This window comes from Pantoea sp. X-Soil-YNGN-775 (genome assembly GCF_059730575.1).
Genome location: NZ_AP035945.1, coordinates 1,697,975 through 1,716,334, shown reverse-complemented (window position 1 = coordinate 1,716,334; position 18,360 = coordinate 1,697,975). Strand labels below are relative to the sequence as shown.

Here is an 18,360-nt window from a genome sequence, read left to right as displayed (position 1 = left end):
GGGCTGCGGGTACAGGGATTTGCCATTGGCTGGAAGATCACGAATTAATGACTGTGGAATCCCCTGCGCGTGAGGTCACCTCCTCAGGCAATGAGAATCTATTACTTCAGGCTGCTGCGCCACTGCTGAACGCGGTGGTGCAGATTCGTCAGGCAGCCACCCATGACGACCCCGCGGGCTTACGTCAGTCACTGATTGATGAGATCCGCCAGTTCGAACAGCGTTGTAAACAGGCCGGCCTGCCGTTTGAAATGATTATCGGCGCGCGTTACTGCGTCTGCAGCGCACTGGATGAAGCTGCGGCGCAAACACCGTGGGGCACCCGCGGCGTCTGGTCTGGCAACGGCATGCTGGTGACCTTTCACAATGAAAGCTGGGGCGGCGAAAAATTCTTTCAGCTGCTGTCGCGTATTTCACAGAGCCCACAACAGCACCTCTGGTTACTGGAGGTGGTGCACTACTGCCTGCTGCTCGGCTATGAAGGCCGGTATCGCGGCAGCGAACAGGGTCGCGCCCAGTGCGACGGCATCCGTAAGCGACTGAAAACCCTGATTGAAGAAACGCGTGCGCAGCGTCTGACGCCGCAGCCGCCGCTGGTGGAGGTGCATCCGCTGGTCAGCACGCTGGCTCGGCCGATGGTCCCGCTGTGGGCCTGCGCGATGCTGGTGGCGCTGATCGGCTGCCTGATCTACAGCGGCCTGAACTGGCGACTGGGCAATGCGGCCGAGCCGCTGCTGCGCGCTATCTATCAGACGCCGCTGCCGCAGATAACCGCCGGTCGTCGTCCCTCTTCGCCTCAGGCGCTGCTCGACCTGCGACAGCGGCTGAATGATGTGATTGCCGCAGGCCAGCTTGAAGTCAGCGACGGTGCCTTCGGCAGCAAAGTTATTATCCCGGCGGATAAGCTGTTCGCCGAACAGGGTACGGTGATCAACCCGGTGGGCCGCGCCCTGCTGGCACGGGTCTCGACCGCCATGAAAAATGTCAAAGGCACGATTCTGGTGTCGGTGTTTACCGACGATCACCCGGTGGATAACAGCCGGTTTGCCTCCAGCTATGAATTTTCTTTCGCCCGCGCCCGCGCGGTGACGCAACTGTTGCAGGTCCAGCTGGCCGACGGCCATACCGTGCGTTCTGAAGGCCGCGGCGACAGCGACCCGCTGCTGCCGAACGACAGTAGCGAAAACCGTACCCGCAACCGCCGCGTTGAAATCACCCTGTTTGCCGCGCCCGAAACGCTCAGTAATCATCAAGGAGCACAATAATGCGCGCTTCCGTACGACTGCTTCTGACACATCGATTGTTATGGAGTTTTATCGGCGTTACGGCGCTGAGCTGTCTGGTGTGGATGCTCGGTCCGCTCTGGACGTGGGGCGAATCGCGGCCGCTGGAGCCGATCCTGCCGCGCCAGCTCACCGTCAGTGCCTTCTATTTTTTGTGGATCCTGTTCCAGCTGATGCCGTCGCTCTATCGCGCCTGGTTTAATAGCCGGTTACTGAATCAGCTGCAGGCCGCAGGCAGCGACGATCCCGCCGAACGTCAGGTGACCGAAGAACTGCTCAACCAGCGCTTCAGCGATGCGGCGATGCAGCTCAGGCGCACCCAGTTTGGTCGCCGCCATTCCGGTGGTCTGCTGTCGCGCTTTAATTCCAATTACCTTTATCAGCTGCCGTGGTATCTGGTGATGGGCGCGCCGGGAGCCGGTAAAACCACGGCGCTGTTGAATGCCGGACTGAATTTTCCCCTGACCGATACGCTGGGAAAAAACGCGATCCGCGGCGTGGGTGGCACCCGCAACTGCGACTGGTGGTTCACCGACAGCGCGGTGCTGATTGATACCGCCGGCCGCTACGCGCTGCAGGAGAGCCAGCGTGCGCGCGACGCCGCCGAATGGCACAGCTTCATCAACCTGCTTAAGCGCTACCGCACCCGCCAGCCGATTAACGGCGTGATCATGACCATTAGCGTCGCCGATCTGCTGAGTGACTCTGCCGAGGCGCGGTTTGCCCAGGCCAGCGCGCTGCGTGAGCGTATGGCGGAACTGCACCAGCAGACCGGCATCCATTTCCCGGTCTATGTGATGGTGACCAAAACCGACTTGCTGAAAGGTTTTATGAGCTATTTCGGCTCGGTCGACAAAGCAAAGCGTGATGCAATCTGGGGCTTTACCTTTAACTGGGACCTCGGCAAGCCGCACAAAGGCGACTGGCATCGCCATTTTGGCCAGCAATTTCAGCGGCTGGAGCTGGAGCTGCAGCAGCAGCTGGCTGACCAGATGACCCAGGAACGCGACCTCAATGAGCGCGCCGAATGTTTCCTGTTCCCTCAGGAGTTTGCCTCGCTGCGTCCGCTGCTGAATGAATACCTCGATATCGTCTTCTCTGACCATCAGGATGCGGTTGCCTGGAGTCCGCGCGGTCTGTTCTTCACCAGCGGCACCCAGGAAGGTCTGCCTTTTGACCGGGTGATGGGCGAGCTGAGCCGTAAACTGCAGCTGCGTCAGGCGGGCGATCATTCAATTGCCGCCTGGGACAGCGTCAACCGCAACAGCCCGATTCCGGGTAACAAAGGCCAGAGCTTTTTTATTCGCGATTTGCTCAACGATCTGATCTTTAAAGAGAGCGGCCTGGCCGGCAGCAACCGGCGCTGGGAATACCGCAATCAGCTGTTTCACTGGATCGGTTACGGCGTGCTGGCCGGCGGCCTGCTGATTATGTCTGGCCTGTGGGGCCTCAGTTATTACCATAATCAGCACTATCTGCATCAGGTTGAAGCGCGGGTACCGGCTATTCGTGAGCAGAGTCAGCAGGTGATTCATCAGCCTGCTGATAATATTTTTGATCTGCTACCCTTTCTCAATAGCCTGGTGAAATTGCCGCTGTCCGATCGTTTTTCTCTCGATAATCCGCCGCTTACTATGCGGGTGGGCTTATATCGCGGGACGCAGGTCAGCGATGCGGCCTGGGCGCTTTATCAAAATGCGCTTAAGTCTTTACTGCTGCCGCGCGTCGCCCAGCAGATCACCAATATTCTGCGCAATGACCCGGGCGATGATAACGCGTACAGCCGCAATGCCCTGCGCGCCTATCAGATGCTGTATCAACCGCGTAATTACGATGGCGAATTTCTGCGTGCCTGGCTGCTGCAAAACCTGCAGCGCTCGCTGCCCGACTCGGTCAGCACTCGCGACCTTCAGCAGCTCGACTGGCATCTGAGCCAGCTGCTGGATCAGCAAATTCAGTCATCGCCCTATGCACGTGATAATGCGCTGATGATGCGTAAGCTTGCGGAAAATCTGAAAATTGCAGGGCAATCCGGCCCTGTGCTGGCGGTGACGCCCTCGCGCTCTGCACAGCGATTGACCCTGCATAGCGAGTAATGGTGAGGTGTACATGGCTGCTTATACTGCCCCCGGCTGGTATGGCAAGCTGCCGTCAACCGGCGACTTTTTGCATCACCGGCTGAGCGAGCAACAGATCACCCCGTGGAATCACTGGTTCCAGCAGGGTCTGATGCACTGGCATCAGCAGGACGATGCGGTAACCGCGAACTTTTTACGCGCTCCGGTATGGAATTTTGTTCTGCCGATCACCCCGACCCGGCAGCAGGTGCAGATGGGCTGTTTACTGCCCTCCTGTGACCGCGTCGGCCGGGCCTGGCCGCTGCTGGCGCTGCACAGTTTTCCGCTTAGCCAGTGGCATCCGGCTCAGCTGACCATTTCGGGCGACTGGTTTCAGGATCTGGGCGCGACGCTGCTGCGGGCGGTACAGACGCCGCTCAACGGCGCACAGCTGGAACAGCAGATTCAGGCGCTGCCACCGCTGCTGGTGCCGGCCCGACAGCCTTCCGAGATCATGGAAGTGATCGGTTATCAGGATTTGCCCTGCACGCTGAGCTGGCGTGAAGTGGCTGAACGCTTCGATCCTCAGCAGCATATGAGCTACTGGTGGAGTAACCGCAGTGATGGTTTTGCCCACGCCACCCACAAGCACAGCGGCAACCTCACGGCACAACTGTTTTCATTACTGTTTAACCCGGCGGCAGGTGCACAGCCGGGACGTAATGGCCTTTACCCACCGATGTTTGAGTAAGGCCGGTTGCGTTTGCCGTTCAATCTGGGATAACTCATGCAATTTACCATTGTGCAATGCACTACGGATGTTCCGGTTAAAACCGTCGTGTTTCAACCGCCTGGTGGCACCATTGGCCGCAGTCAGGACAACGATCTGGTGCTGCCAGATGAGTCGCGCGCCATTTCGCGCCTGCAGGCGCTGGTCCATCTGTCGCATGACGGCGAATGCCGCCTGACCAATCAGGGCAGCGTGACGCCGGTGGAGCATAACGGCATCGCGCTTGGTCGCGGTATGCAGGTGCTGCTGAAGCATGGCGATGCGTTGCGTATCGGTGACTATGCGCTGGAAGTGCGCGATCCCGCCTGTCAGAGCGATCACAGCGATCCCCTCGCGCTGTTTGCCGGCAGTAGCGACCAGCCGGCTAATCCGCTGGGCATTCACGACCACCACGAGGTTGAAGAGCGTCTGCTGGTGAACGACGCTTCCCCGGTGCGCCACGAGCGCCATAATGATGCACGGCTGGCGATTGAGCCGCAGGCGGACGAACCGCGCCGCGCCCTGTCGTCCCAGCCGCAGGATCAGGACCAGCTGATCGCCGCGCTGCTGGACGGGATGGGCCTGAGCAACGGCCACGCGACGCCGATTGATGAAGAGCAGATGCGCATCACCGGCCGGATGCTGAGCCTGTTTTCCCAGGGCACAGTGGCGCTGCTGTCGTCGCGTTCCATCCTCAAGCGCGGCGTGAAAGCGGACATGACGATGATCCTGAATGAGGCCAACAACCCGTTTAAGATTCTGCCGTCCGGTAAAACCGTACTGATGCAGATGTACCAGAGCCAGATGCCGGGCTTTATGCCGCCGGAACAGGCGGTCCGCGATGCGCTGGTTGATTTACAGGCGCATCAGCTGGGAATGATTGCCGGTATCCGCGCCATCATTGCGGCGATGCTGCAGTCGTTTAATCCGGCGCGCCTGGAAGAGCAGGCACGCACCGACGGCCTGCTGCCGAAGCTGCCGTTCACCACCACTAAAAAGGCGGCGCTGTGGGACTACTTTACCCGCAACTATCAGCGTACCGCCGGTGAAATTGAAGATGATTTCCATACCCTGTTTGGCGAAGCGTTTCTGCATGCCTATGACATGGAGGTCAATCAGTACAAAGATTCCCAGACGCGGGTAGATGAAGCATGAAGATCGTTTTTGCCAGCCGCTGCCAGCAAGGCCTGCGCGATGATAATCAGGACCGCACCGGTGCCACGCTGGACGATCGCCGGGCCTGTTTCGTGGTCTGTGACGGCGTCGCCGGTCTGCCCGGTGGCGAGATGGCGGCGCAGCTGGTGCGTGACAGCCTGCTCGGCCAGCTGGAGAACTGTGAACAGTTTACGCCCGACTTTACCCGTCAGGCGATCGAACAGTGCCGTTTGGCGCTGCATGAGGCACAGGGAAAGAATCCGAAATTTGCACGGATGAGTACCACCCTTGCGGCGCTGTTTATTGACCGTCAAAAACAGCGTGCATGGTGGGCCCACGCAGGTGATAGCCGGGTTTACCACTTCCGGCGCGGGGTACTGCATGAGGTCACCCGCGACCACAGTCTGGCCCAGCAGTTGAAAGAAGCGGGCTATGAAAATACCGGCATTAACAGTAATTTACTCTATAATGCGCTCGGTGCTGAACCGCCGCGTGCAGTCAGTTTTTCGCAGCAGATTGCGCTGGAAGATGGCGACGCGTTTCTGGTCTGTACCGATGGATTCTGGCTCAACCTGACCACCGGTGAAATGGAGCAGGCGCTGCGGATGGTTAACGCCTGCGAAGAGTGGCTGGCACTGATGGAACAGGCGGTGAGCCGCAACGTGAAAAAAGATAATCTCAGCGCACTGGCGGTCTGGATTGGTGAGCCGGAAGAAGCGACATTGCTTTATTCACTGGCTGATTCGGCGCGCTTTCTGCCGCCTCGTTTTTGATTCCAAGGATCCTTATGAAACTGTGGTTGCCCGGCATCGCCACCTTACTGATAGCCTTTTATGCCCAGGCCGAAAATTATCGTGTGGTCTATTCCCCCAGCCTGGCGCTGGAGGTCTACATCGATAACGTGGTGAGCAAAGCGCCCGACGACTGGTGCAAAGAGACGTTGCCGCTGCGCATTGTTTCCGGAAAAAGTAAGGATTCGGCGGTGCTGACCACCTTTTTACCGCGCGTCGGTACCCTGCTCGCCAACCAGTGCGGTTTGCTGGATGTCATGCCGTGGCAGATGACCGACAAAGACGGCGGCGTATTAGCCAGCGGCAGCGCCAGTAAGCTACAGAACTGGCGGCCGATTGTCATGGCGGACGCCACGGCCAGCGCCAGCGAAAGTAACGCCGCGCCGCTTGATCTGTCACGCCCGGCCAATAGCACGCCGCTGCAGCATTTTGATCTGCCGAGCGGCTGCCATTTTCGTACCGCCTGGGATGAGAATGCCCGGACGATGTTTATTCCGGACGTCAGCAAGCAGCAGTGCTCGCCCGACGGCTGGGCCGAAGGCAAAAGTGAACTGACGCTGGCGACACCGGATCATCCGACGCCGGTTGCGGTGAGCTTTTATCAGGGCTACCCGATCGCTAACCTGACCATTCCGGACAGCAAACTGGAAGTGATTGCGGCCAACAATCAGCGCATGATTGTCACCCGCGCCGACACCGCCGATAGCTGGCTGGTTCTGCCGTTCGATAGCCAGCAACATGTATGGCGTTTTAATGGAACTCTGTTGATTAAGATGGATAAGAATGCTGCGCAGCAGGATGCTGACGCTGTGAAATCGCGAGTTGATACGTTGCGCGGCCAATGGGCGCCGCATTTCATGCCACAGCAAAAAGTGAATGTGTTACTCATCGACACCCTGCACGCGGATCTGGTTGATCCTGCCATTGGTGCCTGGCGTAACATCAATTAATTACCGCGCAGCCTGGCGAGCAGGCCGTGTTCAGAGAGTTCACTATGTCGGCAAATGATAATCAGAAAACGGTTCCGAATGCCCTGCCGGACGGATACCGCTTCAACGAGTTTGAGATCAAGGAAGTGATTGGCGGTGGCGGTTTCGGCATTGTCTATCGCGCATGGGATCACCAGCTGGAACGCACTATCGCCATTAAAGAGTACATGCCGGTTTCGCTGGCGGTACGCGCGGCGGATTTGACGCTGGAACTGCGTGGCGAACGCTTCCAGAAACTGTTTAACGCCGGTCTGAATAGTTTTATTCAGGAAGCGCGGCTGCTGGCCCGCTTTAACCATCCGGGCCTGCTGCACGTGCTGCGCTTCTGGGAGCAGAACGGCACCGCCTATATGGGCACGCTCTACTACAGCGGCATGACGCTGAAAGAGTGGCAGATCACCAGTCCGGAGTCGATTTCCGAAGCCTGGATCCGTCGTCTGCTGCCGCCGCTGCTGGGAGCCATCAGTACCATTCATCAGGCCGGTTATCTGCATCGCGATATCTCGCTGGATAATATTCAGATACAGGAAAACCAGCTGCCGGTGCTGCTGGATTTCGGCTCGGCGCGTAAGGAGATCGGCAACCTCTCCGATGAAACCGAAATCATGCTCAAGCCGGGCTTTGCGCCGATTGAGCAGTACAGCGAAGAGGGCGAGGTCGAACAGGGTCCGTGGACCGATATCTACGCCCTTGGTGCCGTGCTGCATAACCTGATCACCGGCAATCCGCCGCCGGTCAGCGTGGTGCGCTGCATTGAAGATAACTACCAGCCGCTGGTCGAGCGTCAGCCGACGGGCTATTCCCTGCCGCTGCTGCATGCGATTGACTGCGCGCTGGCGATGAAACCTGGCGATCGTCCGCAATCGATTGATGCGTTTGCGGCGTTGATCGACCTGCCGGTGAGTGATGTTGAAGCGGTGGTAAACAGTTTCCCGGTGCCGGGCGAGAGTGTCGCCGCAGTGGAAGAGGAGCCGGTTGAAGCCGCAGCGCCGATCGTGATGGCGGTGAATCACGGTGCCGCCGCCGCTGAGCCGGTGACACCGCGCACCGTACGCCGGCTGTCGCCGGGACTGATCGGTGCTGCCGCCGTGGCGCTGCTGGCGGTGATTGCTGCAGTCTGGCTGGCGAATCGTCATAGCGCCGCGCCGGAACAGGTGACGCAATCACCGGTGGCGGCCAGCGCGCCCGCCCCGACCACCCCGGTGGCGGCTGCGCCAGCCATGCTGGCCACGGTCTATCTCAAGCTGGAAAACGGTGAGAATGTGGTGCTTAACGGTCAGCCACTGGAAATCAAACCTGGCAGCAGTGGTTTTGCTGCCCTGAATCTGGCGGCCGGACAGTATCGTATTGAAGTTCACAACGGCAGCGTGACGCACGCGCAATCGTTGACGATTGATAAACCCGGCACCTGGCTGATTAATCCGGATAACTGACTGGCGGGGTCGCGGGCGGGAGCGGTCTCTCAGGCTGCGCCGCCCGGCTGACCTGACCGCCGGGCGGAAGTGAGGAGTGTTGTTTCAGGTGACGGAGGAGCCTGAGGGATCAGGCCTGCTTCAGGCAGTGACTCTGCTGTAACGTTCGTACCTGATGCGCCAGCCGGCTCAGGCTCTCTTCTTCCATGCCGCGTTTTGTCAGCTCTTCTTCAAGTGAAAAAAGATACTGGGCATTCGAGCCGAGCGGGCCGCTGGCGGCGGCAATCAGCGGTGCGATCGCTTCCGGGCAGGAGTCCGACTCATACAGCGGATGACGCGGGTCCATGATAAAGGTCAGCGCCGTTACGCTGCGCCCATCTTCAAGCTGCAGCTCACACCAGGTCGGCAGATAGCAGCCGGTGATCATCTCGCGTTTCCACAGCAGCGCCAGCTCTTCATGCAGCCGCGCCTCGGGCAGACGAAAAGCCAGACCGCTGGTCCGGCCGCCCTGTTTCAGCGCCAGCATCCGGCCAGGATGAGTGGCGGTGCCCCGTCCGGCAATCAGCCGCAGACAGAAAGCGCGATGCCAGCCTTCCAGCCAGCCGGACGCCACCTCATCCGCTTCAAAGATCGGGTTCCACATCAGAGAGCCGTAACCAAAGATCCATACCGGGCTGTGATCGGGACGGCAGGCCAGCGTAGCCGCCAGCGACGCCGCGCGCTGCTCGCAACTCCAGAGCAGCGTCTCTTCGATATCACCGAACGACGTTTTACAATCCGCTTTTAAAAGAAATTCCCGGGTAAGCAATGCGACCTCCTCGACTTTCACGGCGTCCTGTCCAGATGGCTCCTCTGTATGATCACCAAAACGGCTTCGCGTTTCGTTCACAAAATTGACATTAATCGATTTACTGGTGGGGTTTCAAGCGTGAGGCGGGTCGCAGGATAAAAAAAACCAGATAAACCTGATAGCACAGGCAGAAAAAAGGGCCGGATATTTCTGGCCCTTTGATTAAAGCAGACTAACCATTTAATCAGCGCTTAGGATGCCACTTATCATCATCGCCTTTTTCATACTCTTTTTTCACCGCTGCCCAGGCCACTTTATGTGCCACCTCTTCGCGGGAATCGTCGCCGCGGCGATCTTCGGCCTCTTTATACTGCGACCAGGCGCTGTTAAACGCCTGCTGGTAGATATCCTGCGCGTGTGCCGGAAGTACGTGTTTAACGTTGTCAGGTAAATCGGCTCGGCTATCGTAAGGCATACTTCCTCCTCGGTTTACTGGGTCATAATAAGTCTGGTTCATGACAGCAAAAACACAAACAACGATTTATGCTCAGTTTAGCGATAAAACGGTTAAATCACGCTGTAAATTCACACTATCACACCTTTCCATGGTTAAAAACAGATGGATTATTACGGTTTAACCATTTTTTATTGCCTGATTAATAATAGAATATTAGCGATAATCTGGGGTTAATCTGCTTCCGCTGATTTATCTGGCTTAAGTAAAAAGCAGTAAATTTTTCCCGCTCGGGCAGCTGAAAAGATAAACTGCGCGCTGCCCTAAAACTGATTATATTTTAACAGCAGCGCCGCTGCCCTTATGATCATTAACCAGAGAGGATGGTGAATGCCTTCACATGAAAAAACACGTCACAAGGAATTCTCGCTGATATTTCCCATCGTTACGCTGGGTGTACTCTATTTTTTTGGCGCACAAACCTCATTTCCGATCGTGGTTGGTATCAACATACTGGCCCTGATTGCCATTCTTAGCAGCGCCTTTAGCGTGGTTCGCCATGCTGATGTGCTGGCGCACCGGCTGGGCGAGCCATACGGTTCGCTGATACTGAGCCTGTCGGTAGTGATCCTTGAAGTAAGCCTGATCTCGGCGCTGATGGCGACCGGCGATGCCGCGCCCGGCCTGATGCGTGACACGCTCTATTCGATTGTGATGATTGTTACCGGCGGACTGGTCGGTTTCGCTCTGCTGCTCGGCGGCAATAAGTTCGCCACGCAGTACGTTAATCTGGCGGGCGTGAAGCAATATTTAATCGCTATCTTTCCGCTGGCGATTCTGGTGCTGGTGTTCCCCAACGCCCTGCCTGGCGGCAACTTCTCCACCGCGCAGGCGCTATTGATTGCCGCGATTTCAGCCGCCATGTATGGCGTTTTCCTGCTGATTCAGACCAAAACCCACCAGAGCCTGTTTGTCTATGAGCATGAGGATGAGAGCGATGATGGCGATCCCCATCACGGTAAGCCCTCAGCACACAGCAGCATCTGGCACACCGTCTGGCTGATTGTGCATCTGGTGGCGGTGATTGCGGTCACCAAAATGAATGCCAACCCGCTGGAAAGCCTGCTGACCGAATTGAATGCCCCGGTTCAGTTCACCGGCTTCCTGGTGGCGCTGCTGATCCTGTCGCCGGAAGGATTAGGCGCCATTAAAGCGGTGCTGATGAACCAGGTGCAGCGCGCAATGAACCTGTTCTTCGGGTCAGTGCTGGCGACCATCTCGTTAACCGTACCGGCAGTGACCCTGATCGCTACTCTGACCGGCCAGGAGCTGATATTTGGCCTTGAGCCGCCGCAGATGGTGATTATGATGGCGTCGCTGATCCTGTGTCAGCTCTCCTTCTCCACCGGCCGTACTAACGTGCTGAACGGTGCGGCGCATCTGGCGTTATTTGCCGGCTATCTGGTGACCATTATGCTGTAAAGCCCGCCGCCTGCAGACGAAAAAAAAGAGCGATTTCTCGCTCTTTTTTTTGCCTTGCCGCAGCAGAATTACTTGCTGGTATCCAGATCAGGGAAGCTTTTAACCAGATCGTCAATCGCTTTCATCTGCACCAGGAACGGCTCCAGCTTGTCGAGCGGCAGTGCCGAAGGACCATCACACAGCGCGTGATCCGGGTCCGGATGCGCTTCAATGAACAGGCCGGCAATACCCACCGCCATACCGGCACGTGCCAGTTCGCCCACCTGCGCACGACGTCCGCCAGAGGCCGCGCCAAACGGATCGCGGGTCTGCAGCGCATGGGTGACGTCGAAAATCACCGGGCTGTTGTTGGTGACTTTCTTCATCACGTTGAAGCCGAGCATGTCGACCACCAGGTTGTCATAACCGAAGTTGCTGCCACGGTCACACAGGATTACCTGCTCGTTGCCGCCTTCAGCAAACTTATCAACGATGTTGCCCATCTGGCCAGGACTGACAAACTGCGGCTTCTTGACGTTGATCACCGCGCCGGTTTTCGCCATCGCTTCAACCAGGTCGGTCTGACGCGCCAGGAAGGCAGGCAGCTGGATCACGTCAACCACATCCGCCACCGGCTGCGCCTGTGACGCTTCGTGCACGTCAGTAATGATTTTCACGCCGAAAGCCTGCTTCAGCTCCTGGAAAATCTTCATGCCGTCTTCCAGGCCCGGACCGCGATAGGAGTGAATAGATGAACGGTTAGCTTTATCAAACGACGCTTTGAACACGTAAGGGATACCGAGCTTGTCGGTTACTCTGACGTAATGTTCGCAGATGCGCATCGCCAGATCGCGCGACTCCAGCACGTTCATCCCGCCGAACAGTACAAACGGCAGATCGTTTGCTACCTTGATGTCACCAATACTCACGACTTTCTGTGTCATGCCCTTTCCTTTTCAGTGGGTACGCTTAGTGCAGCGTGACCTGTTTTTGTTCGATTGCGTGAATCTGCACTTTGATCATCTCGCTGACCGGGTCCTCAGGACACTGCTCAACGAAATAGGTGAGATCGTTCAGCGCGATATGTTCGCACTCCAGCTGCGCATAGATCAAACCGCGATCGCGAATTTCGTACGGATCGTCAGGATCGATTCGCAACAGCACCTGGCTGACGTTCAGCGCCAGCTCCATTTTCTTCTCTTCCATCAACGCCGCTTTTAACGTGTCGAGCATTTTGCGCATCACGGTAACGGTTTTGGCTTCATCGAGATCGTCATCGTACAGGCGCGCCGTCGGGCTGATGTTGCCCTTGAGCCACACTTCCAGCGTATGCGTGTCGAGCGTTTCACCATTGAACGGATTAATCAGCCATTTCTCGCCATCAATCCAGTCGGCGCGCAGGATCAGCTGGGTTGGGAAGATGACCGGCATCAGCGGCAACTCCAGCTCGGCAGCAATGTGCAGCAGGATCACCCCCAGTGAGACGGCCGTGCCCTGGCGGGTTTTCAGCACGTTGTCGAGCCAGAGCGCGTCAGAAAGTTTATATACCCCGCTGGCGCCGCCAAATCCCCATTGGCGATAGAACAGCTCCAGCAGTTTTTCGAGTTTCAGATCGGCATCGCCGGCCTGGCTAACATAATCACGTGCTTCGGCCACCAGGGCCGCAAGTTGTGCTTCCACCGACACGGCCGGGAAATCGGCGCGGATGGCAAGCGTAGCGCCAATCACCGCTTTACATAACGGTGTCTGGCTAAAATCTAATTGTTCGGTAGAGGTCATACTATCCCCATAACGGCATTTTGCTCAGCGCCAGCTTAATGACCATCACCAGCGCGATTAACGCCACCAGAAACGCGATCCAGCGGGTACGGTCAGTGCGTGGTCGGCGGCTCAATGCCACAAATCCTAAGGCGATGTAGATAATAACCCCTAATAGCTTCTCAGTCAGCCAGCTTCCTTGCGGAGTGAAAGGATAGAAGTGAGTAATCATCACCAATGAGATACCGGTCAACAGTAACAGCGTGTCGTTGGCGTGCGGCAAAATCCGCACCCAGCGCCGCGACAGCATCGCCGATCCGCTGCGCAGCCAGAAAAAGCGCAGCACAAACATCGAAATAGTGACGATGACCGTTAACAGGTGCAAATTTTTAATCAGTGGATACCAGGCGTACATCGTGAGTCCTTTTTCGTCCGCTTTCAGGTTGAAGATTGCCCAAGGGTAACGCGGGGATTGCCACCGTAGTCATTGACGGTTTCCACCGCGCGGTAGCCGTGCTGACGCATCATGTCGCGCACCGCCCGATCCTGCTGCCAGCCGTGCTCCAGCAGCAACCAGCCGCCGGGCTGCAGCCAGTCAGGCGCCTGCTCAATCAGCGTGCGCAAATCTGCCAGGCCTGCGTCAGCCGCCACCAGCGCGCTGCGCGGCTCAAACCGCACGTCGCCCTGCTCGAGGTGGTGATCGCTGGCGTCAATATAAGGCGGGTTGCTGACGATAATGTCAAAGCGCTGCGGGGAGAGCTGCTGAAACCAGTGGCTGAGCGTAAAGCGGGCATTCGGCAGGTTAAGCTGCTGCGCATTGCTGCGCGCCAGTTCTACCGCCTCGGCGATACGATCTACGCCGGTGACCTGACAGTCGGGCCGTTCGCTGGCCAGCGCCAGCGCAATTGCGCCGGTGCCGGTGCCGAGATCAAGAATGGTGGCTGCGGATACCGGCAGATGCGCCAGTGCCTGCTCAACCAGCAGTTCGGTGTCCGGACGCGGGATCAGCGTGGCGTCCGACACCCGCAGCGGCAGCGACCAGAATTCACGTTCGCCGACCAGATGCGCCACTGGCTCACCGCGGGCGCGACGGCTCAGCAAGGCATCAAGCTGGCTAAGCTGCCGATCGCTGAGCAGGGTTTCATCAAAAGCGATTAACCAGCTGCGCGACTTGCCGATCACGAAGCTCAACAGGATTTCGGCGTCGCGCTTCGGACTGTCGCCGCCGTTCAGGGTCGCAACGGCCTGTTTCAGCCAGTGACGAATATCCATTAATCCTGGCCAGCCAGCGCCGCCAGCTGATCCGCCTGATATTCCTGCACGATCGGCTCAATCAGGCTATCGATTTTCCCTTCCATGGTTTCATCCAGACGGTAAAGCGTCAGGTTGATGCGATGGTCGGTAACCCGGCCCTGCGGGAAGTTATAGGTACGGATACGGTCAGAGCGATCGCCGCTGCCCAGCAGGTTACGGCGGGTGCTGGCTTCGGCGGCGTGACGACGGGCCATTTCGGCAGCGTGAATACGCGCGCCCAGTACCGCCAGCGCTTTGGCTTTGTTTTTATGCTGCGAACGCTCGTCCTGGCACTCCACCACAATGCCGGTTGGCAGGTGGGTAATACGGATCGCGGAGTCGGTGGTGTTAACGTGCTGACCGCCGGCACCTGATGAACGGAAGGTATCAATTTTCAAATCACCGGCGTTGATTTCCGGCAGCTCTGCCTCCGGTATTTCCGGCATTACCGCCACGGTGCAGGCGGAAGTATGGATACGCCCCTGAGATTCGGTCTCGGGCACACGCTGCACCCGATGTCCGCCCGATTCAAACTTCAGGCGACCATAGGCACCCTCACCGGTCACCCTGGCGATCACCTCTTTATAACCGCCATGTTCACCTTCGTTGGCGCTGACGATCTCAACCCGCCAGCGGCGCGCTTCGGCATAGCGGCTGTACATGCGGAACAGATCACCGGCAAAAATGGCCGCCTCATCACCGCCGGTACCGGCGCGAACTTCAATGAAGCAGGCGCGCTCATCATCGGGATCTTTCGGTAACAGCAGCACCTGTAACTGTTGCTCCAGCGCTTCGCTCTGTTCGCGTGCCGCCTGCAGCTCTTCCTGCGCCATGTCGCGCATCTCAGGGTCGTCGAGCATCTGCTGCGCCGTCTCAATATCTTCCTGAACCTGCTGCCAGTCGCGGAAGCAACGGGTGACATCGGTCAGCTGGGCATATTCGCGCGACAGCGCACGGAAGCGTTCCTGGTCGGCGATAACGCCAGCATCGCCCAGCATCGCTTCCACTTCTTCGTGGCGCTCCTGCAGGGCTTCCAGTTTGGCAACAATAGAGGTTTTCATTTAAATGTGGGATTCCCGTAACAGGTAGCAGCAGCCTGGTGCCTACTCGAGACCCAGGCTGTCGCGTAAAATCTGCAGGCGTTCATTATCGCCGTCGCGGGCGGCCTGCTGAAGCGATTTGGTTGGAGCGTGAATTAAACGGTTGGTCAGCTTGTGCGCCAGTTCCTGCATCACTTTCTGCGGATCGGCACCCTGTTGCAGCGCCTGTAGCGCGCGGCCTTCCAGCTCAGCGCGGATCTCCTCCGCCTGAGAACGGTATTCACGGATGGTGTTGACTGCGCCCTGAGAACGCAACCATGCCATGAACTCACCGCTTTCCTGCACCACGATGCTCTCGGCCTGCACTGCCGCCGCTTTGCGCTGCGCCAGGTTCTGCTCGATAATCGCCTGCAGGTCATCGACGCTGTAGAGATACGCATTGGGCAGTTTGCCCACTTCCGGCTCGACATCACGCGGAACCGCAATATCCACCAGCAGCATCGGCTTATTACGACGCGCTTTCAGGGCGCGCTCCATCATGCCTTTGCCAATAATCGGCAGCGGACTGGCGGTAGAGGAGATGATAATGTCGGCTTCCGCCAGACGAGCATCGATCTCCGCCAGGCTGATCACCTCGGCACCCACTTCGGTAGCCAGCGCCTCAGCACGCTCACGGGTGCGGTTGGCAATAATCAGTTTTTTAACCTGATGCTCGCGCAGATGGCGCGCCACCAGCTCGATAGTTTCACCGGCACCGACCAGCAGTACGTTGACCGAGGAGAGCGATTCAAAAATCTGACGCGCCAGGGTACAGGCGGCAAACGCCACCGAGACGGCATTGGCGCCGATATCGGTTTCGGTACGGACCCGTTTGGCTACCGAGAAGGTTTTCTGGAACATGCGTTCCAGTTCGCTGCTCAGCGCCTGGCCACGCGAGGAGTCAGCAAAGGCTTTCTTCACCTGTCCAAGAATCTGCGGTTCACCCAGCACCAGCGAATCCAGACCGCTGGCAACCCGCATCAGGTGGCTGACCGCCTCGTTATCCTGATGCCAGTAAAGACTGTTGCGCACATCCTCTTCATCGAGCTGATGATAGTCGCACAACCAGCGTACCAGACGCGTCTGCAAATCGGCCTGCTGCTCGACACTGAGATAGAGTTCGGTCCGGTTACAGGTCGACAGCACCACGCCGCTCTGCACCATTGGCTGTGATAACAGGCTGTTCAGCGCCTGCTCAAGCGTCTCCGGCCCGAACGATACACGTTCGCGCAGAGCAATGGGGGCAGTTTTGTGATTGATTCCGAGAGCGAGCAGCGTCATGGTGGTTTCGGTTGGGATGTCCCAATAATGTCAGGGTTTTGTGAGGCGCATTCTACAAGATGCGGCAGATCAAGAAAAGCCATACAAAGCCTATGACTGTAATAAGATTAACCTGATCGTGCTCAATTTGCTGCATAACAGCATTGACGGCTTAAATATGGATGGTTAGCGTTATCCGTTACGAATTATAAACGTGTCTGAGGAGATGACCACTTGATGCTTTATTCACCACGCACTCTGTTGCGCATTTTGCCCCTTGCCAGCGTATTGCTGGCCGCCTGTAGCGTTAACAAACCGCAAGGCCCGGGCCCCAGCGTGACCGCGCCACAGTGGCAACAGCATCAGCAGGCGGTCTCACACGTCACCCATTATCAGACCCGCGGCGCTTTTGCTTACCTCTCTGATAAGCAGAAGGTCTACGCGCGCTTTAACTGGCAGCAAACTGCCCCTGACCGCTATCGCCTGTTACTGACCAATCCGCTTGGCAGCACCGAGCTGCAGCTGGATGCTCAGGGCTCGGTGGTGCAGATCGTTGACAACAAAGGCAAACGCTACGTCAGCAACGATGCGCAGAAAATGATTTCGCAACTGACCGGTATGAACATTCCGCTGGCGAACCTGCGTCAGTGGATGATGGGCCTGCCCGGCGATGCCACCGATTATCAGCTCAATGAAAACTATCAGCTGCGCAGCCTGAACTACAGCCGTGACGGCCAGAGCTGGCAGGTGTCGATTGCCGGTTACGACAGTAAAGTCACGCCGCCGCTGCCCTCCAGTCTGGAGCTGAAAGAAGGCGATCAGCGGATTAAACTGCGTATGGACAGCTGGACCGTTCAATGATGAGTCACTGGCCGTCACCGGCAAAACTGAACCTGTTTCTCTACATCAACGGCCGTCGTCCCGACGGCTATCACAATCTGCAGACGCTGTTTCAGTTTCTGGATTATGGCGATACCTTGCAGATCAGCGTGGATCAAAGCGATCGCATTCAGCTACTGACGCCGGTGGCGGGCGTCGCGGAGGCAGATAACCTGATCGTCCGCGCCGCCGAACGGTTAAAACAGGCGGCACAGGCGAAGCAGACCCTGCCGCCGCAGGCAGGCGCACAGATTGCCATCGACAAGCGGCTGCCGATGGGTGGCGGTCTCGGAGGCGGCTCATCCAACGCGGCCACCGTGCTGGTGGCGCTGAATCACCTGTGGCAAACCGGCCTGACGCCGGATGAGCTGGCGGCGATCGGCGTGCAGCTCGGTGCTGACGTTCCGGTGTTCGTCAAAGGCTTCGCCGCCTTTGCTCAGGGTGTGGGTGAACAACTTCAGCCCGCAGAGCCGGAAGAAAAGTGGTATCTTGTCGCCCATCCCGGCGTGAGTATCAGCACCCCGGCAGTCTTCAACGACCCCGCGCTAACGCGAGATACGCCGGTGCGCAGTTTAGCGACGCTTTTATCCTCACCCTTCGCTAATGATTGTGAAGCAGTGGTAAGAAAACGTTTTCGCGAGGTTGATGAGCTTGTTTCCTGGCTGCTAGAATACGCGCCGTCGCGCCTGACTGGCACTGGCGCTTGTGTGTTTGCTGAATTTGACACCGAGTCTGCTGCTCGTCAGGTGCTGGAACTTGCCCCGAATGGGGTGCGCGGATTTGTAGCCCGAGGCGTAAATGTTTCGCCGTTACAGCGTACCCTGCGAGGCGATTAGCGAATGCGTGACAGTGTCACCCCGTTCCAGACACTGCACGTTTCGCATCAACACACCCGTGTGAACGCCCATGACCGTATTCGCCGGTTACTGT

Annotated in this window: 18 protein-coding genes; 10 read left to right on the top strand and 8 right to left on the bottom strand. The window is 57.8% G+C overall.

The annotated features are described in order from the left end of the window. The first annotated feature begins 47 nt into the window (after nt 1-47). From icmH to AC6I8I_RS08000, 7 genes are read left to right on the top strand one after another with little or no spacing between them, the layout of a single operon-like run. Nucleotides 48-1,265: a type IVB secretion system protein IcmH/DotU gene (gene icmH / locus AC6I8I_RS08030; RefSeq protein ID WP_312057036.1), complete on the top strand. Its 1,218-nt coding sequence runs from the start codon at nt 48-50 to the stop codon at nt 1,263-1,265. Further along, nucleotides 1,265-3,379 (top strand): type VI secretion system membrane subunit TssM, encoded by a 2,115-nt coding sequence (tssM, locus tag AC6I8I_RS08025; RefSeq protein ID WP_312057034.1) that lies wholly within the window; start codon nt 1,265-1,267, stop codon nt 3,377-3,379. The genes icmH and tssM overlap by 1 nt, the downstream gene beginning before the upstream one ends. A gap of 13 nt (nt 3,380-3,392) precedes the next feature. After that, nucleotides 3,393-4,091 (top strand): type VI secretion system-associated protein TagF, encoded by a 699-nt coding sequence (gene tagF, locus AC6I8I_RS08020; RefSeq protein WP_312057032.1) that lies wholly within the window; start codon nt 3,393-3,395, stop codon nt 4,089-4,091. A 36-nt stretch (nt 4,092-4,127) separates the two neighbouring features. Beyond that, the gene (gene tagH / locus AC6I8I_RS08015; protein ID WP_312057030.1) at nt 4,128-5,264 is read left to right on the top strand and encodes a type VI secretion system-associated FHA domain protein TagH; all 1,137 of its coding nucleotides are present in this window, start codon (nt 4,128-4,130) and stop codon (nt 5,262-5,264) included. Next, nucleotides 5,261-6,037 carry a PP2C family protein-serine/threonine phosphatase gene (locus AC6I8I_RS08010; protein ID WP_312057028.1) on the top strand — a complete coding sequence of 259 codons (777 nt, stop codon included), beginning with the start codon at nt 5,261-5,263 and terminating at the stop codon, nt 6,035-6,037. Before tagH ends, AC6I8I_RS08010 begins: the two co-directional genes overlap by 4 nt. Nucleotides 6,038-6,051: 14 nt before the next feature. Further along, nucleotides 6,052-7,005, top strand: a complete 954-nt coding sequence (locus AC6I8I_RS08005; RefSeq protein ID WP_312057027.1) for a hypothetical protein — start codon at nt 6,052-6,054, stop codon at nt 7,003-7,005. 44 nt (nt 7,006-7,049) lie between these two features. Next, nucleotides 7,050-8,477 (top strand): serine/threonine protein kinase, encoded by a 1,428-nt coding sequence (locus tag AC6I8I_RS08000; protein WP_312057025.1) that lies wholly within the window; start codon nt 7,050-7,052, stop codon nt 8,475-8,477. 109 nt (nt 8,478-8,586) lie between these two features. Here AC6I8I_RS08000 and AC6I8I_RS07995 read toward each other — a convergent pair whose 3' ends face one another. Next, nucleotides 8,587-9,264 carry a gamma-glutamylcyclotransferase gene (locus AC6I8I_RS07995; protein ID WP_312057065.1) on the bottom strand — a complete coding sequence of 226 codons (678 nt, stop codon included), beginning with the start codon at nt 9,262-9,264 and terminating at the stop codon, nt 8,587-8,589. Nucleotides 9,265-9,490: 226 nt separating this feature from the next. Continuing rightward, complete coding sequence (chaB, locus tag AC6I8I_RS07990) at nt 9,491-9,721, bottom strand: putative cation transport regulator ChaB (RefSeq protein ID WP_031377314.1); 231 nt, start codon at nt 9,719-9,721, stop codon at nt 9,491-9,493. Nucleotides 9,722-10,090: 369 nt separating this feature from the next. On the opposite strand from chaB, the gene chaA reads away from it, so the two are divergent. Next, nucleotides 10,091-11,182 (top strand): sodium-potassium/proton antiporter ChaA, encoded by a 1,092-nt coding sequence (gene chaA / locus AC6I8I_RS07985; RefSeq protein WP_312057591.1) that lies wholly within the window; start codon nt 10,091-10,093, stop codon nt 11,180-11,182. A 68-nt stretch (nt 11,183-11,250) separates the two neighbouring features. Here chaA and kdsA read toward each other — a convergent pair whose 3' ends face one another. From kdsA to hemA, 6 genes are read right to left on the bottom strand one after another with little or no spacing between them, the layout of a single operon-like run. Next, nucleotides 11,251-12,105, bottom strand: coding sequence for a 3-deoxy-8-phosphooctulonate synthase (gene kdsA / locus AC6I8I_RS07980; RefSeq protein WP_497828529.1), 855 nt, complete (start codon nt 12,103-12,105; stop codon nt 11,251-11,253). Between the two features lie 25 nt (nt 12,106-12,130). Next, nucleotides 12,131-12,940 (bottom strand): invasion regulator SirB1, encoded by an 810-nt coding sequence (gene sirB1, locus AC6I8I_RS07975; protein ID WP_312057587.1) that lies wholly within the window; start codon nt 12,938-12,940, stop codon nt 12,131-12,133. Between the two features lies 1 nt (nt 12,941). Beyond that, the gene (locus tag AC6I8I_RS07970) at nt 12,942-13,334 is read right to left on the bottom strand and encodes a SirB2 family protein (protein WP_312057586.1); all 393 of its coding nucleotides are present in this window, start codon (nt 13,332-13,334) and stop codon (nt 12,942-12,944) included. 23 nt (nt 13,335-13,357) lie between these two features. After that, nucleotides 13,358-14,191 (bottom strand): peptide chain release factor N(5)-glutamine methyltransferase, encoded by an 834-nt coding sequence (gene prmC / locus AC6I8I_RS07965; protein WP_497828528.1) that lies wholly within the window; start codon nt 14,189-14,191, stop codon nt 13,358-13,360. Further along, entirely contained in the window at nt 14,191-15,273 is a 1,083-nt protein-coding gene (gene prfA, locus AC6I8I_RS07960) for a peptide chain release factor 1 (RefSeq protein ID WP_031377320.1), read from the bottom strand. The genes prmC and prfA overlap by 1 nt, the downstream gene beginning before the upstream one ends. Before the next feature lie 42 nt (nt 15,274-15,315). Continuing rightward, a complete protein-coding gene (hemA, locus tag AC6I8I_RS07955; protein WP_312057582.1) occupies nt 15,316-16,572 on the bottom strand; it encodes a glutamyl-tRNA reductase in 1,257 nt (418 codons plus the stop codon). 216 nt (nt 16,573-16,788) lie between these two features. On the opposite strand from hemA, the gene lolB reads away from it, so the two are divergent. Further along, the gene (gene lolB / locus AC6I8I_RS07950) at nt 16,789-17,412 is read left to right on the top strand and encodes a lipoprotein insertase outer membrane protein LolB (protein WP_312756699.1); all 624 of its coding nucleotides are present in this window, start codon (nt 16,789-16,791) and stop codon (nt 17,410-17,412) included. Further along, nucleotides 17,409-18,266 (top strand): 4-(cytidine 5'-diphospho)-2-C-methyl-D-erythritol kinase, encoded by an 858-nt coding sequence (gene ispE / locus AC6I8I_RS07945; RefSeq protein ID WP_497828527.1) that lies wholly within the window; start codon nt 17,409-17,411, stop codon nt 18,264-18,266. The genes lolB and ispE overlap by 4 nt, the downstream gene beginning before the upstream one ends. Nucleotides 18,267-18,360 lie beyond the last annotated feature (94 nt).